A 17739-nucleotide genomic window follows, 5' to 3' on the forward strand; every position below is an offset into this window, starting at 1 on the left:
GGAGGGCACCGGGAGCGTCGCGAATCAGACACCGCGGCGCGAGCGACGGGCCCGGAGGCGGTAGCGGAGCGTGGCCACGGAGGGCACCGGGAGCGTCGCGAATCAGACACCGCGGCGCGAGCGACGGGCCCGGAGGCGGTAGCGGAGCGTGGCCACGGAGGGCACCGGGAGCGTCACCAGTCGAACACCGCGGCCCAGGGCATGTCGGCGACGTTCACCTACGCCACAGACTTGTTCGACGCCGCCACCGTGCGCGACTTCGCCGATCGTTTCCTGCGGGTGCTGTCCGCGGTAGCGGCCGATTCCGATGCGGTGCTGGGCGATATCGATCTCCTCGCCCCCGGCGAGCGCGATCTGGTACTGCACGAATGGAATTCGGTCGGGGCGACGGTGCCCGAGGTGACGCTGGTCGATCTCATCCAGGCGCAGGCGCGCCGTCGTCCGAATGCGATCGCGATCCGATTCGGCGATATCGCACTGAGTTTCGGTGAACTGCAGCGGCGCGCGAACCAGGTGGCACGGGCATTGATGGCGCGCGGCGCGGGACCGGAAGCGCTGGTCGCCGTCGCCGTCGGACGATCCGAGCAGCTGCCCATCGCACTGCTCGGTGTGCTCACCGCGGGTGCCGGATATCTGCCGATCGACACCACCTACCCGGCGCAGCGCCTCGAGTTCGTGCTGACCGACGCGCAGCCGACCTGTGTGCTGACCACATTCGATCTGCTCGGCGATATTCCGGCGACGAACGTTCCGATGGTGCTGCTGGACGAGACCGCGGGCTTCGGGGAATCGCCGATCACCGATATCGAGCGCACATCCCGGCTGCGTCCGGACAACCTGGCCTACGTCATCTACACCTCGGGCTCCACCGGTGTCCCGAAGGGCGTCGCCGTCGCGCACCGCAATGTGGTGGAGCTGTTCGCCAACACCCAGTTGATGTTCGAATTCGACGACACCGATGTGTGGACCCTGTTCCACTCCTTCGCCTTCGACTTCTCGGTGTGGGAACTGTGGTGTGCGCTCGCCAATGGCGGCACTGTGGTCGTCGTCGACTACCCGACCTCCCGCTCCCCGGAACAATTCCGCGACTTGCTGATTCGCGAACAGGTCACGGTGCTGAACCAGACACCGTCGGCGTTCTATCAGCTCGCCGAGGCCGATCGCGCCTCCCATCCGGGCGATCAGGGCAAATTCGCGCTGCGCTATGTGGTATTCGGTGGTGAGGCACTGGATCTGCGCCAATTGCGGCACTGGTACGAGCGACACACCTTCGATGCGCCGTGGCTGGTCAATATGTACGGCATCACCGAAACCACGGTGCACGTGTCGTTCCTGGCCCTGGATGCGCAGCTGGCCGAGAATCCGGCCAGCGCCATCGGCCGGGCCTTGCCCGGTCTGGAGACCTACGTGCTCGACGACCGGCTGCATCCGGCTCCGGTCGGGGTGGCGGGTGAGATCTATGTCAGCGGTGCGCAGCTGTCCCGCGGCTACCTGGGGCGGGCCGGACTGGCCGCGACCCGTTTCGTGGCGAATCCGTTCGGAGCGCCGGGATCTCGCATGTATCGCAGCGGCGACCTGGGCCGCTGGGCTGGTTTCGCGGGCCATGCGAATCTCGAATACGCCGGGCGCACAGATCAGCAGGTGCAGTTGCGCGGCTTCCGCATCGAACTCGGCGAGATCGAATCGGCGTTACTCGCACAGCCTTCCGTCAGCCAGTCCGCCGTGCTGGTGCGCTCCGACGAACACGCGGGTGACCGGCTGGTCGGATACGTGGTGGCCGAAGCCGATGCGCAGGTGCACGGCCCACAGCTGCGCGCCGCGGTCGCCGAATTCCTGACCAGTTATATGGTTCCGGACGCGATCGTCATACTGGACGCGCTGCCGCTGACCCCGAACGGCAAACTGGACCGAAAGGCGCTGCCCGCACCGGAATTCGTGGGCAGTGCCACCCACCGCGCCCCGCAGACGCCCATCGAGCAGTCGGTTGCCGGGGTATTCGCCGGACTGCTCGGCGTCCGCGATGTCGGCCTGGACGACGATTTCTTCGGCCTCGGCGGTAACTCGCTGCTGGCCACCAGGGCGGTCAGCCGGATCAATGAGGCGTTGGACGCCAATGTCTCGGTGCGCGAACTGTTCGAGGCATCGACCGTTTCGACGCTGGCCGCGCGGGTCGTCCCCGGCTCCTCGACCGGAACCCGCGCCCCGCTGGTGGTGGTGGCGCGCCCGGATCGGGTGCCGCTGTCGCTGGCACAGCAGCGCATGTGGGTGCTCAACCAGTTCGATACCCGCTCGGCGGCCTACAACATCCCGCTCGGCATCGGCCTGACCGGCGCGCTCGATGTGCAGGCGCTACGCGATGCGGTCGCCGATGTGCTCGAGCGGCACGAGGCGCTGCGCACCCGCTACCCGTCGACGGGTCCGGGTGGACTGCCGTACCAGGAGATCCTGCCGGTCACCGAGGCCTGGCCGGGCGGGCTCGCGGTCGAGTCGAGCGCCGATCCCATCGTCCGCATCACCGAACTGATGGCGACCGGATTCGATGTGACCCAGGAGGTTCCGGTGCGCGGCGTACTGCTGCGCGGCGCCGGTGCCGATCAAGTGGGCCAGGACCGACATCTGCTCGCCATGGTGGTGCACCACATTTCCGCCGACGGCGCCTCGATGGCCCCGCTGGCTCGTGACCTGATGCTCGCCTACGCCGCGCGCTGTGCCGGTGATGTCCCGACCTGGACGCCGCTAGAGGTGCAGTACGCCGACTTCGCTATCTGGCAGCGCGCGGTCATCGGCACCGACGACGACGAGAACTCCGTCGCCGCAGCGCAATTGGCCTATTGGTGCGACAAGCTGGCCGGACACTCCGGCGCGCTGGAGCTGCCGCTGGACCGGCCGCGCCGCGCGGTGCCTTCCATGCGTGGCGCATCGACGGATTTCACGCTAACGCCCGAGGTGCATGCCGGACTGATTCGCATTGCCAGGGAACACAATTCGTCACTGTTCATGGTTGTGCACGCGGTGCTCGCGGTGCTGTTGGCGCGACTGTCCGGCAGTTCCGATATCACGATCGGCACCCCCATCGCGGGCCGTGGTGAGCGCGCGCTCGACGATCTGGTCGGCATGTTCGTCAATACCTTGGCGCTGCGCACCACGATCGAATCGGGGACCACCTTCGACGCTCTCGTCGAACATGTTCGCGAGACCGACCTTTCGGCCTTCGGCAATGCCGATATCCCGTTCGAGCGGGTGGTCGAAGTGGTGCTGCCGAACCGCGAGGCCGCACACACCCCGCTGTTCCAAGTGGTGCTGTCCTTCGACAATCTCGAGCAACCGAAGCTGGAGCTGCCCGGTCTGACGGTCACGGCACTGGATACCGGCGCGGTCGCGGCGAAGTTCGATCTGCAGCTGACCGTCGAGCCGCGGCCCGGCGCGGACGGCGCACCCGGCGAGTTGGTCGCGGTATTCAATTACGCCACAGACCTTTTCGACCAATCGACGGTGCAGGCATTCGGCCGCAGGTTCAGTCGGATCTGTGCCGCCGTCGTGGCGGACCCGCAGGTCAGCGTGGGCGATATCGATATCCTCGATGCCGCCGAACGCGATCGCGCACGGACTGCGCCGGAGTCGGCCGCCGACGGCGTGCCGGTCACCACCGGTGCGGCGCTGACCCAGGTACTGGCCGCCGCGGTGGAGGACGATCCGGACGGACCCGCGGTGGTCTTCGGCGAGGACGCGGTGTCGTTCCAGGATCTCGACGCCCGGTCCTCGCGACTGGCCCGGGTGCTGATCGCGCGCGGCTGTGGTCCGCGCACCGGTGTCGCCATCCGACTGGATCGTGGTGTGGACGCGGTGGTCGCCACTTGGGCGGTCCTCAAGGCCGGTGCTGCAGTGACCCCGGTGACCACCATCGACGGACCGCTGCCGGATGGTCTGGAGGTCAAGGTCGGACTGACCACCGGCACACGGCCTCATCGTGGGTGGGGGACGGCGGCCGGCGGGGCGGGCGGGGCGGGTCAACACAGTCTCGACTGGCTGGGTCTCGACGATCCGCATGTACTCGCCGAGATCGCCGCCGAATCGCCGCGCCCGGTGACCTACGCCAACCGGACGCACGCGCTGGGCGGTGAGGATCCGGCCTTCGTCGCCGCGGTGACGTTGTCCTACAACGATATTGCCATCGCGACCAGGCGGTTGCGGGCGCGCGCCGAACTCACCTTCGAGTCCCGGCTGTTCCGGCACGGCCGCGCGGATTCGGCGGCGGCGCTGCTGGAAGTGGTCGCGGCCGGGGAGAACGGTGCGTCGGTGGTGGTGACCGCCGGTGACCTGGACAACGTGACGCTTTCGGCATTGCTGGCCGACGAATGGGTGACACATCTGTTCATCGACCGGGCCGGACTCGGGCCGGTCGAGGTGACGGGGCTGGAGGACCTGCACGCCGTGGTGCTCGAAGATACCGGTAGCGATCGCTTGCGGGTCGCTCGAAGCAACACAGCGCCAGCGCCGGAATTCGGGTCCGTCCCGGTTGTCATCGACCTCGGCGCGCTACTGGGCGTCCAGGACGTGGGTTGATCCTCCGCCGGAAAGATCCGGCGGGTGCGCCATGGGCCGCAACCGGTGGCGACCGGTCCCGTAGTGACGACGAGCGAGGGGAGGACGTTCCTATGGTTGGGGTGTTGGGAAACCGATCGGTGGAACCGGATCGGGCACGACCGCGCGGTATCGGAGCGGGGGCGCATCCGTGACCCGACCATCGCGTACCCGTCCGGTTCGGACGTGGCAGTCGCGGGTCACCACCCAGCCGCAGCTGATGGGCACCGCGGTCGAGGCGAATCCGGACGGCTTCGCGGAGCGCTTCACGCGCCTGCTCGACCGGATTGTTGCCGCACCGGGCTGCCCGGTCGGCGAATTCGACCTGCTGGCCCCGGCCGAGCGGGAGTGAATCCTGCTCGACTGGAACCGGACTGCCCATCCGGTGGCCCCGGAACTGCTGATCGACGGCTATCGCCGAGCGGTCGCGCGGCACATCCCGAACCGATCGACGGCATCCAGACGCCCGCGCTCGCCGACGACGACTACTACCCGGACTCGGGAGGGCCCCTACCGGGTACTCGGCTGGTCGCTCGGCGGCAAGTTGGCGCACGCAGTGGCGACCGAATTGCAGGCCGACGGCGCACAGGTCGAGTTGCTCGCGATCCTGGACGCCTACCCGGGCGGCGACTTCACCGATTTCCGAACTCAGATCCGCGCGGCCTTCACCGAATTGGGGCTGGACGCCGCGGCACTGCCCGCGGCGGAAAACCTGCACGACATCGGGGACGAGGCCGTGGCAGCGCTGCACGCGATGGCCGTCGGCCAGGGCCTGGACGTGCTCACCCCCGAACGTCTGCGGCGTATCTACCGCAGGGCCATGCGCACGGTCGAGCTGGAGTCGCGGTACCGGCCGGCGGTATTCGAGGGGACACTCGAGTTCTTCAGCGCCATGGTCGATGCCGAGGCTCGAGCCGATCGCACTCCCGCCGATTGGCAGCCTTTCGTATCCGGTGAGATCATCGATCGCCCGATCGGGTCGACGCACGAGTTGATGACCTCTGCCGAAGCGTTGGCCGAGATCGGTCCCCGGCTCGCTGACCTGCTCGAAACCCCCGAGCGGTAGCGATCGGCCGGGGAATGCGGGTAGGTCGTCGTGGTGAAGAAGCGGTCGTTTGCGGTTACGATCGGCATCCGACCATGCGAAGCTCTGGGCAAGCGCTGGGAGGGGAGCACTTTTTTAGGGATTACAGGGTAGGTGAGCTCCTTCATGTTTCGGGTGGTTGCACAACGTCGGCATGAGGAAGCGGTGAGCAGGTGACGCGCCAGGCTAGGGTGCGGCCGGCTCGGACACGGTCGCAGCGGACGCGTGTCATCACCCTGCCGCAGTTGATGGCGGCGGCCGTCGAGGCGAATCCCGGCGGCAGCGCCGTCGTATTCGCCGATGCCGATGTCACTTCCGGCGAGCTGAGCTACGCCGAGTTGGATGAGCGTTCGACCCGGCTGGCCCGGCTGCTCATCGATCGTGGTGTCGGACCGGAGGATCTGGTCGCGGTGGCCGTGCCGCGGTCGGTGGATTCGGTGCTCGCGGTGTGGGCGGTGGCCAAGACCGGCGCCGGATTCGTGCCGGTGGACCCGCACTATCCGGCGGATCGGGTCGCACACGTGCTGACCGACTCCGGTGTGAGCTTCGGCCTGACCGTCGCCGCGGTCCACCGCGGCCTGCCCGATGACGCCGAATGGCTGCTGCTCGACGATCCGATCACCGCGCAACTGTTGCAACGGTATCCGGCGGACCGGGTGACCAATCAGGATCGGGTGCGACCGCTGCACGGCGCGCATCCGGCCTACGTCATCTACACCTCGGGCTCGACCGGCGTCCCCAACGGCGTGGTGGTCACCCACCAGGGATTATCCGGTTTCTGTGATGAGCAGCGGACCCGATTCCGGGTGACAAGTGCCGCCCGGACACTGCATTTCGCCTCGCCGTCGTTCGACGCGTCGGTGCTGGAACTGCTGTTGGCATTGAGCGGCGCGGCCACCATGGTGGTCGTCGCGCCGACCGTCTACGGCGGCGCGGAACTGGCCGCGGTGCTGCGGCGCGAGCGGGTGACCCACGCCTTCGTGACGCCCGCGGCCCTGGCCTCGGTGGAGCCCGCCGGACTCGACGAACTGCGGGTTGTGGTGACCGGTGGCGAGGTCTGTCCGCCGCAGTTGGTGCGGCGCTGGGTATTACCGATCGCCGGTGGACTGCTGCGCGAATTCTTCAATGCCTACGGTCCGACCGAGGCCACCATTGCCACCACTATCACCGCGCCGATGGTGCCGTGGGAGCCGGTTACCCTCGGTCCGCCGATCCACGGCATCGCCGCGTATGTGCTCAACGATCGGCTGATGCCGGTGCCGAACCGGGTGATCGGCGAACTGTATCTCGCCGGCGCGCAATTGGCCCGCGGATATCTGGGACAGCAGACGCTTACCGCGGCCCGATTCGTGGCCAATCCGTTCGAACCGGGTACCCGGCTCTACCGCACCGGCGATCTGGTGCGCTGGACCGCGACCGGTGAACTGGAGTACCTCGGCCGCAATGACTCCCAAGTGAAGATCCGCGGCTTCCGCATCGAACTCACCGAAATCGACGCGGTGCTCGGTGCGTACGATCGCGTGGATTTCGCGGTCACCGTCGGGCATGAACTCGACAGCGGTACTACCGTATTGGCCTCGTATGTGCACCCCGTCGACGGGCGGACCGTCGATGTGGCGGAGCTGAACGCCCTGGTAGAGCGAAAATTGCCAGCACATATGGTGCCCGCGTGCATCACGGTGCTCGACAAGGTGCCGCTGGCACCCACGGGCAAACTGGATCGGAAGGCGCTGCCCGCGCCGGTATTCGAGGCCGAGGGGCTCAGCGCACCCGCGACCCCGGTGGGGGAGATCGTCGCGGGTACCTTCGGCGATGTGCTCGGGGTCGCGCGCGTCGGCCTGGACGACGATTTCTTCGAACTCGGCGGCAACTCGCTGCTGGCCACCCAGGTGACCGCGCGGCTGGATGCCGCGCTGGATACCCAGCTGGCGGTTCGCGATCTGTTCCACGCCTCGACGGTCGCCGCCTTCACCGCTGTGGTCGAACGCACCGCCGGATCCGGCCGGAGCCGACCGCGGCTGGTCGCGGGGGAGCGGCCCGAGCTGATTCCGCTGTCGCTGGCTCAGCAGCGATATTGGTTTCTCAACCAGTTCGATACCGAGACCTCGGCGGTGGACAATATCCCACTCGCCGTGCGGCTCACGGGTGACCTGGATGCGACGGTGCTCGGACTGGCCATCGGCGATGTGCTGTCCCGGCACGAGGTACTGCGGACCACCTATCCGAGCAGCAATGGGCGCCCGCATCAGGTCATCCATCCGGTGCCGGAAGCGCGGTTCGCCATGGTGCCGGTCGATGTGACCGAGGGCGAACTGGTGCAGCGGATCACCGAATTCGCCATGCTGACCTTCGATGTCACGGTCGAGGTTCCGGTCGCGGTCGCGCTGTTCCGTCTGGCGCCGCACGAACATGTGATCGCCCTGACCGTGCATCATGTCGCGGCCGACGGTGCATCGATGAGCCCGCTCGCCCGCGATCTCATGGTCGCCTATGCCGCGCGGGTGCACGGGCAGGCGCCGCGGTGGCAGCCGCTGCCGGTGCAGTACGCCGACTACGCGCTGTGGGAGCGCGAGGTCCTCGGCGACGAGCACGATCCGGAATCGCCGGCCGCACAGCAGATCGCCTACTGGCGGCAGACCCTGGCCGGATTGCCGGACCAGTTGACGCTGCCGACCGACCGCCCGCGTCCACCGGCCCAGTCGTTCCACAGCAGGTCGGTGCGATTCGAGATCTCGGCGGATCGGCATACGCGACTGCATGCGCTGGCGCGGGCCAATCGCGCCTCGCTGTTCATGGTCGTGCACGCGGCGCTCGCGGTGCTGCTGGCACGACTGTCGGGCACCGACGACATCGCGGTCGGCACGCCCATCGCCGGGCGCGGTGCGCGCGAACTCGACGATCTGATCGGCGTGTTCGTCAATACGCTGGTGTTCCGGACGCGAGTGCGTCCGGGGGATACGTTCGCGGCCCTGCTCACCGATGTGCGCGAGCGCGATCTCGAGGCATTCGCCCATGCCGATGTGCCGTTCGAGCGAATCGTCGAGGCGCTGAATCCGGATCGCTCGATCGCCCGCAATCCGCTGTTCCAGGTGGGGCTTTCCTTCCAGAACATGGCCGAAACCACCGTGGAGTTGCCCGGACTCTCGGTAGCGACAGTCGATTTCGAGCTACAGCTGGCCAAGACGGATCTGCACATCTCGCTGGCCGACCGCTACACCGACGACGGTGCGCCGGCCGGGATGGTGGCCGACTTCGGCTATGCCACCGACCTGTTCGACGAGCCGACGGTGCGCGGCTTCGCCGACCGGTTCATCCGGGTGCTCGATGCCCTGCTCGCCGATCCGGCGGTGCGGGTCGGCGAGATCGAATTGCTCGACGACGCCGAGAGTGCGCGGATGTCGGCGGATCGGAACGACACCGCGCACCCGATCGATGCGACGACGACACCGGTCGAGGAGATCGTTGCCGGCGTCTTCGGCGATGTGCTCGGCGTGCAGCGCATCGGCCGCGAAGACGACTTCTTCGCCATGGGCGGCAATTCGCTGCTTGCCACGCAGGTGGCGGCCCGGGTCGGCGACGCGCTGGGCACCACGGTGCTGGTGCGCTCGATCTTCGAGATACCGACCGTGGCCGGACTCGCCGCCGCGGTCGAAACCCGTGCTGGTTCCGGTCGGCGCCAGCCACTGCTGGCCGGGCCGCGGCCAGAACAAGTCCCGCTGTCACCGGCGCAGTTGCGGATGTGGTTCATCAACCAGTTCGACACCGGCTCGGCGGCCTATCACCTACCGATGGCGATTCGGCTCTCCGGCGAACTCGATATCGCCGCACTGGGTTCGGCGGTCGAGGATGTGATGGCGCGGCACGAGGTGCTGCGCACCGTTTACCCGCAGACCTCCGACGGGCCGGTGCAGGAGGTGCTCGCACCCAACGAAGTGCCGATCGATCTGGCCCCGATTCCGATCGCGGAATCGGATGCGATGCAACAGGCGCGGGAGATCGCCGCGGCGGGCTTCGATGTCACCGTCGAGGTGCCCTTCCGCGCCACCCTGTTCCGGCTCGATACCGGTGATCACCTCCTGGTGTTCGTCACGCATCACATCGGCGCCGACGGCTGGTCGATGACGCCGCTGGTTCGCGACGTCATGCTGGCCTACTCGGCCCGCAGCGCGGGTGAGCTGCCCGCATGGGCGCCGCTGCCGGTGCAGTACGCGGATTTCAGTGTCTGGCAACGCACTGTGCTCGGCGCCGAGGACGATCCGGAGAGCCTCATCGCGGCCCAGGCCGAATACTGGCGGACCGCGCTGGCCGATCTGCCCGACGAACTCAATCTGCCCGCGGACCGGCCGCGCCCGGCGCTGCGGACCTCAACGGGCGGGCGCACCGAATTCGAGATCGACCCGCTGGTGCACACCGGTCTGGTTCGCCTGGCGCGCCGACACAACGTCACCATGTTCATGGTGGTGCACGCCGCGCTGTCGGTATTCCTGGCCCGCATGTCCGGCACCGACGATATCGCCATCGGCACCCCGGTGGCGGGGCGCGACGCGGCCGAACTCGACGACATGATCGGCATGTTCGTCAATACGCTGGTGCTGCGGCTGCGGGTACCCGACGACCGCAGCTTCGGTGATCTGCTCGCCGATGCCAAAGACACCGACCTACAGGCATTTTCGCATGCCGACCTGCCGTTCGAGCGACTGGTCGGACTGCTGAATCCGCCGCGATCGACCGCACGGCATCCGCTGTTCCAGGTGTCGATGTCGTATCTGAACCTGCCGGCCAACAACTTCGAACTGCCCGGATTGCGGGCGGAGACCTTCGATTTCGCCGTCGACACCGCGAAATTCGATCTCTCGCTGACCATGTGGGCCCCCGGTAGCGCCGAGGACGGCCTGCGCGGCGAGTTCACCTTCGCGCGGGATCTGTTCGACGACAAGACGATCGAGATGTTCGTCGCCCGGTTCACCCGGCTGCTCACCGAGATCGTTGCGCGGCCGGATGCGGCGATCGGCGACCTGTCGCTGCTCGGCGCGGCCGAAGAGCACGCGCTGACACCGGTGCGCCGCGGGGCGACGCCCGCCGTCCGGTTGCTGCCGGACCTGCTGACCAGCGCGGTCAGCGTCGATCCCGAACATGTCGCGGTGCGGACCGCCGGTCGCTCGATCTCCTACCGCGAACTGGACGAATACTCGTCGCGGCTGGCTCGGGTCCTGATCGATCGCGGTGTCGGACCGCAGACCCTTGTCGCACTTGCCTTCCCACGTTCGCTGGAGATGGTCGCGGCCTTCTGGGCGGTCGCCAAGGCCGGTGGCGCGCATGTGCCGATCGACCCGACCTATCCGGCGGACCGGATCCGGCACATGGTGACCGATTCCGGCGCCGTCCTCGGCATCACCACCTCCACCTACACCGAGCGGTTGCCCGACGGTGCGACCGAAACCGGCTGGCTACAGCTCGACGATCCCGCGATCCACGCCGCCGTGGCCGCGAAGTCGCCATCGCCGATCACCGATGCCGAGCGGCTGGCGACGCTGCTGCCACAACATCCGGCGTACGTGATCTACACCTCGGGCTCGACCGGCACACCCAACGGCGTCACCGTCACCCATATCGGCGTCGGCGGTGCCGTCGAGGCCGCCAGCGCCGTATTCCAGCTCGGTCCGCAGCATCGGTTCCTGCATCTGTGCTCGCCGAGCTTCGATCCGTCGATTCTGGAGTGGCTCTGCACCTTCCACAACGGCGCGACGCTGGTCATCGTGCCGTCCACCATCCCCAGCGGACCGGAGCTGACCGCGCTGCTGCGCACCGAACGGGTCACGCACGCGATCTTCACCCCGGCCGTGCTCGGCACCGTCGAACCGGCCGGACTCGACGAACTCCGATTCCTGTGCTGCTGCGGCGATTCCACCTCGCCCGAGTTGGTCGCCAAATGGCAACCGGGACGGCACTTCATCAATGGCTACGGCCCGACCGAGGCCACGGTGGCCGCGTCCTGGAGCGAGATGATCGCCGGACAGCGCATCACCATAGGCGGCCCGGTGCCGGGAACGCCGATGGTGGTACTGGATTCGCGGCTGCGCCCGTTGCCGCCGGGAGCGGTCGGCGAGTTGTATCTCGCGGGCACCCTCTTGGCGCGCGGCTATCACAACCGTCCGACGCTGACCGCGGAACGCTTCGTCGCCGACCCGTGGGGTCCGCCCGGTGCGCGGCTGTATCGCACCGGTGATCTGGTGCGCTGGGTCGGCGAAGCGGGGGAGTGGGAACTCGAATACGTCGGCCGCACGGACCTCCAGCTCGAGATCCGGGGTTTGCGCATCGAACTCGGTGAGATCGATGCGGTATTCGCAAGTCACGACGATGTCGAGTTCGCTGTCACGATCGGTCGGGAAACCCCAACGGGCGACAAGATTCTCGTCGCCTATGTACTTGCGGTGGCGGGGCGGACCATCGATACCGGTGCGCTCACCGAATACGCCGCGCGCAGTCTGCCGCGGCATATGGTGCCGTCGGCGGTGGTGGTGCTCGACGAGGTGCCGGTGACCCCGGTCGGCAAGCTCGATCGTGCGGCGCTGCCCGCACCCGAGCTCGCGCCGCGCCCCCACCTCGTGCCGTCGACCGCGCAGGAACAGGCCGTCGCCGGTGTGTACGCCAAGACGCTAGGTGTCGACCGCGTCGGCTCCGATGACGATTTCTTCGCACTCGGCGGCAGTTCGCTGGCCGCCATGCGCGCGGTGCACAAGCTGCGTGAGCTGACCGGTATCGCGGTCCAAGTGCAATGGTTCTTCACCGATCCGACCGTCGCGGCGCTCACCCAGCGCATCATGGCCGCCGACGACACCGAGGCCCATGACTACGGATTGGACGCCGAGGCCGCACTCGACGTGCTGTTGCCGATCCGGCAGGGCACCGGGGAAGCGCTGTTCTGCATCCATCCGATGGCCGGATTGTCCTGGTGTTACACGGGTCTGACGCAGTACCTGCCCGCCGACCGCCCGATCTTCGGTGTGCAATCGCCCGCGCTGTCCGAATCCGACTTCCTGCCGGACTCGCTGGACGCCATGGCCCGCCGCTATGTCGAGGAGATTCGCGCGGTACAACCCGAGGGGCCGTACCGGCTGCTCGGGTGGTCGCTCGGTGGTGCGCTCGCGCATGCGGTCGCGGTCGAATTGCAGTCCGCGGGTGCGGAAGTCGCCCTGCTCGCCATGCTGGACAGCCGCACCGGCGGCAATATCGCCGACTTCTGGGGCGAGCTGCGCGCGGCCTTCGCCGAACTCGGCATCGGCCAGGACACATTGGGCGACACCAATATCCGCAACCTCACCGAAGAGGCGCTCGCGGTACTGTACGCCGGCATCCCGCCGGAACTGGCGCTGCTGACCCCGCAACGCCTGCGCCAGAGCTACCGTGGCGCGGTGCGCTCGGTGGAGCTCGGCATCAACCATCAGCACAAGGTCTTCCATGGCGCGCTCGACTTCTTCAGCGCCGCCGGCCACACCGCCGAATCCCGGGCCTGGCGGCCGTATGTCGACGGTTCGATCAACGAGCATCCGGTCGAGGCGACCCATGAGCTGATGACATCACCGGCCGCCTTCGCCGAAATCGGACCGGTCCTGGCGGCCTTGCTCGCCGACCAGCCCGAGTCGCCGGTCCAACAGGCCGCGGCACCAACCGAGGCCGAGGCATTCGCGCCGGTCGAATACGAGTACCGCGCACCGCGGGGATATCAGTACGCGGCGCCACTGGACGAGCCGGCCGCCTTCGACCACGAATACCCGACATCGGTCCTGGTCCCGATACGTATCGATACCCCGGCACCGACCGATGACCTGCCCCCGACGGTCGAGGCCCCGGTACTGGAACTCGACGACGACGAATCCCAGCTCGTCGACGAACCCGAGCTCGTCGACGAACCCGAGCACGCCGACGAACCCCAGCTCGCCGACGAACCCGAGCACGTCCCCTTCGCGGTCATCCACAACGACCCGATCGAACTCGCCGTCGCGTACCGTCCCGACGAACCCGACGACGCCCCCATCCCGCTGTCGCTGACCCCGAATGCCGTGCGGCTCTTGGACTCCGGTGTCGAATTGCGCGTCGTCACCCTCGAGATACCGCCCAACTACTCACCGGAAGCGGTGCAATTCGCCGTCGATACGGTGCTGGAGCAGCATCCGATGCTGTGGGTCCGCCTGCACCGGGACGGCGCGGGCACCGATCCGGTCTTCGAGATCCCGGCCGAGGCGCAACGGCTGGACGAGGCCTTCCTCAGCCTGGAGTACGGCATCGACCAGACACCGCCGCCGGTCGACGATGTGGTGCGCGCGGTCGCCACCGAACTCGATCCGGCCCATGGCCGCAATATCCGCTTCGTCCTGGTCGGCGGCCGCGAGGTGCCATCGACCATGGTCATCGTCGCCAATGGCCTGGTCGTGGACGACACCTCCTGGCGCACCATCATCGACAAGCTGTCACTGGCCTGGTCGCGCGGCAGGCACCGCACGCCCGCCGTCCCGGAGGCTGGACTGTCCGGCCTGCTCAGGGCGTTGTCCGAGGGTGCGAGCGGCCCGGCGGCCATCGAGGAAGTGGCGTGGTGGCACAACACCCTGAGCGCGGTGCCCGCCACCAAGACCGCTGCCATGAATGCCAACCTGCACATGCGGCGCCGGGTCTCGCTGACCATCACCACCGAGGGCACCGCCGCCGTCGTCGCCGCGGCCGCCGCACATGGTGCCAGCGTCGACGAAGTCCTACTCACCGCCCTCGCCATCGCGCAGATCACCGCCGCGGGTGAAACCGTCACCGAGGCCATCGGCCCGGTGGTCCGGCTGCACGCCGATAGCCGGGCCCTGGCCGAGACCGATACCCTCGTCGGCGCCTTCACCACCGACTACCCGCTCCCGCTGAAGCTGGAGGGGGTGAACATCCAGGAGGCGCTGGTCGGTGGTCGCGCGGCGGGTGTCGCGATCGAGCAGGTCAAGCGGCTCACCGGGGCCGTGCCGTCCGGTGGCGTCGGCTACGGCCTGCTGCGCTATCTCAATCCGGACACCGCCGCCGCCCTGACCGCACTTCCCGCCGGCCGGTGCGCGCTGCGCTATCGGGATCTGCGCCCGGCGCGCGTGCACATCGACGCACCGGCGGCGGATCTGCTGCTCGATATCACCGCCGACGCCACCGCCGACGGCCTGCTCATGCGCTTCGACTACGCGGCCGAGGTATTCGGCGGTGACGAGGTCAAGACCTTCGCCGAACATTGGATCCGGGCCCTCGGCGGGTTGGCCGAACACGGTCAGCAGGTGCAGGTGCGTTGATCGTGAATAACGTCTCGAATTTCGGGGCAATTGTGATCACAGTCCGGCCGATCAGGCATCATGGAGCAACATTGCGGTAACGATGTCCACTACTGTCACGATTACATAGGCCGTATGGTCGGTCGTGGTGCAGCCTGCGGTCGGGGTAAACCCATTCGTAATCACGATACGAAGTAAAGGTGTGAATTGATGCGTAGTCAGATCCGGCGTCGCGGCACACGTGCGGCGGCGATAATCGCGGCAACCGCGGTATTCGCGGGAGCCATGTCCGGCTTCGGCGCATCTACCGCGACAGCAGACCCGATCATCGATTCGAAGACGCTGCTGGCGAACCCGGTCGCGCCGGACGGCTCGAAGATCACCAAGGCCGAGTACAAGGACGATCGCAGCATCCGGCTGCACGTCTACTCCGCGGCCATGGACCGGACCTTCCCGGTCGATGTGCAGCGCCCCGCCGACGCCTCGGTGCCGCGTCCGGTGCTCTACCTGCTCAACGGTGCGGGCGGCGGCGAGGACAGCGCGTCCTGGGTGGCCAATACCGATGCGCTGACGTTCCTCGGCGACAAGAACGTCAATGTGGTCCAGCCCATCGGCGGCAAGTGGAGCTACTACACCGACTGGATCAAGGACGATCCGGTACTCGGCCGCAATAAGTGGAAGACCTTCTTCACCGAGGAGCTGCCGCCGCTGATCGACGGCGCGCTCGGCACCAACGGCACCAATGCCATCGCCGGCCTGTCCACCTCGGGCACCACCGTGCTCGCGCTGCCGATCGCCAAGCCGGGCCTGTACAAGGCCGCCGCCGCCTACAGCGGCTGCGCCCAGACCAGTGATCCTGTCGGCTCGCAATTCGTCAAGCTGACCGTCGAGACCTGGGGTGGCGGCGATGTCGAGAACATGTGGGGCCCCGTCGGTTCGGCGGACTGGGCGGCGAACGACCCCTACGTCAATGCCGAGGGTCTGCGCGGTACGGATCTCTACATCTCGACCGGCAACGGTCTGCCCGGCCCGTACGACACCCTCAACGGTGAGCACGCCCTGCCCGGCCCTGGCGGTCTGGCCAACCAGCTCCTGATCGGCGGCGTCATCGAGGCGGGCACCAACTACTGCACCAACAACATGAAGGCGAAGCTGGATTCGCTCGGCATCCCCGCCACCTTCCACTTCCAGCCCAACGGCACCCACTCCTGGGGCTACTGGAACGAAGAGCTGCACAACTCCTGGCCCACCCTCGCCAAGGGCCTCGGCATCTGACCTGATCTGCTCGATTTCCAACCGACCGCTCCGATTGTGGCCTTATTCACAATCGGGGCGGTCGTTTTTTGTCCTGCGTCGGGTGATAACTGGGTTTCTCCTGTACATGGGTGACTCGTCGGGGTCGGGCTGAGCCCAACGAGACTAGACCAGTAGCCGCCGATGTGACGGTTGTGACGCCTGAGTCCGGCTTGAAAACTCGGAGATACTGGAGATGCTAAACAAAAAGTTCGGGAAGCCGTAAAATTCTGTTGTATGAGTACAACCCTGGCTGAGTCGGCGCGGAACGCGACGACCCGGGCGAGATCCGTCAGTGTCTTGCTCGGCCCGGCCTTCGTAGCGGCCATCGCCTATGTCGATCCCGGCAATGTGGCGTCGAATATCAGCGCGGGCGCGCAGTTCGGCTACCTCCTCGTGTGGGTCATCGTGGTGGCCAATGTGATGGCGGGACTGGTGCAGTTCCTCTCAGCGAAGCTGGGGTTGGTCACCGGTATGTCGCTACCGGAGGCGGTGCGGTACAAGTCGAGTCGTCCGGTGCGCCTTGCCTATTGGATGCAGGCGGAGACCGTCGCGATGGCCACCGATCTGGCCGAAGTGGTCGGCGGCGCGATCGCACTGAAGCTGCTGTTCGATCTGCCGCTGCTCGTCGGCGGGGTGATCACCGGTGTGGTCTCGATGGTGCTGCTGCTGGTGCAGAACCGCCGCGGGCAGAAGCCGTTCGAACGGGTCGTGACCGGTCTGCTCGCCGTCATCGCCATCGGCTTCCTGGCCAGCGTGGTTATTGCGCCGCCATCGGTCTCCGGCACCGTCGGTGGTCTGCTGCCGCGGTTCCAGGGCGCCGAGAGCGTGCTGCTCGCGGCGGCCATGATCGGCGCGACCGTCATGCCGCACGCGGTGTACTTGCATTCCGGACTGGCCCGCGATCGCCACGGTCAGCCCGAGGTCGGTCCGCTGCGGACCCGGCTGCTGCGGGTCACCAGATACGACGTCGGACTCGCCATGGTGCTCGCGGGCACGGTCAATCTGGCCATGCTGCTGCTGGCCGCGAATACCCTGCGCGGCCGCGAGAATGTCGACACCCTCGAGGGTGCGCACGCCGCCGTCGGCGATGCGCTCGGCCCCATCGCCGCGCTGCTGCTGGCGATCGGCCTGCTGGCCTCCGGTCTGGCCTCGACATCGGTCGGCGCATATGCCGGGGCGATGATCATGGAAGGGCTGCTGCACCGCAAGATTCCGCTCTTGGTCCGGCGGTCGGTCACCCTGATTCCGGCCATCGCGATCCTGGCGGCCGGCATCGATGCCACCCGCGTACTGATCATTTCGCAGGTGGTGCTCTCGTTCGGCATTCCCTTCGCCCTGATCCCCCTGGTCCGCTTCACCGGCGACCGCATTCTGATGGGCGCCGACGTCAACCACCGCGTGACCACCGCCCTGGCCTGGCTCGTCGCCATCACCATCACCCTGCTGAACGTGGCCCTGATCTACCTGACCGTCACGGGCAACTGAACCGAA

6 protein-coding genes are annotated in these 17739 nt (G+C 67.5%); all 6 read left to right on the top strand.

Annotation, left to right across the window (positions count from 1 at the left end; genetic code table 11):
* Positions 1-201: 201 nt before the first annotated feature.
* The 6 genes from AB0J29_RS06045 to AB0J29_RS06070 all read left to right on the top strand — a co-directional run bounded on the left by AB0J29_RS06045 (position 202) and on the right by AB0J29_RS06070 (position 17733).
* Positions 202-4563, top strand: coding sequence for an amino acid adenylation domain-containing protein (locus tag AB0J29_RS06045; protein WP_364780052.1), 4362 nt, complete (start codon positions 202-204; stop codon positions 4561-4563).
* 169 nt (positions 4564-4732) lie between these two features.
* The gene (locus AB0J29_RS06050; RefSeq protein ID WP_364780055.1) at positions 4733-4933 is read left to right on the top strand and encodes a hypothetical protein; all 201 of its coding nucleotides are present in this window, start codon (positions 4733-4735) and stop codon (positions 4931-4933) included.
* A gap of 33 nt (positions 4934-4966) precedes the next feature.
* Positions 4967-5647, top strand: a complete 681-nt coding sequence (locus AB0J29_RS06055) for a thioesterase domain-containing protein (protein WP_364780058.1) — start codon at positions 4967-4969, stop codon at positions 5645-5647.
* A gap of 191 nt (positions 5648-5838) precedes the next feature.
* Positions 5839-14973 carry an amino acid adenylation domain-containing protein gene (locus AB0J29_RS06060; RefSeq protein ID WP_364780061.1) on the top strand — a complete coding sequence of 3045 codons (9135 nt, stop codon included), beginning with the start codon at positions 5839-5841 and terminating at the stop codon, positions 14971-14973.
* 264 nt (positions 14974-15237) lie between these two features.
* A complete protein-coding gene (locus AB0J29_RS06065; RefSeq protein ID WP_364780581.1) occupies positions 15238-16227 on the top strand; it encodes an alpha/beta hydrolase family protein in 990 nt (329 codons plus the stop codon).
* Positions 16228-16482: 255 nt separating this feature from the next.
* A complete protein-coding gene (locus tag AB0J29_RS06070) occupies positions 16483-17733 on the top strand; it encodes an Nramp family divalent metal transporter (RefSeq protein ID WP_364780065.1) in 1251 nt (416 codons plus the stop codon).
* The last annotated feature ends 6 nt before the right edge of the window (positions 17734-17739 follow it).

Source organism: Nocardia sp. NPDC049707, assembly GCF_040674855.1.
Classification (GTDB): domain Bacteria; phylum Actinomycetota; class Actinomycetes; order Mycobacteriales; family Mycobacteriaceae; genus Nocardia.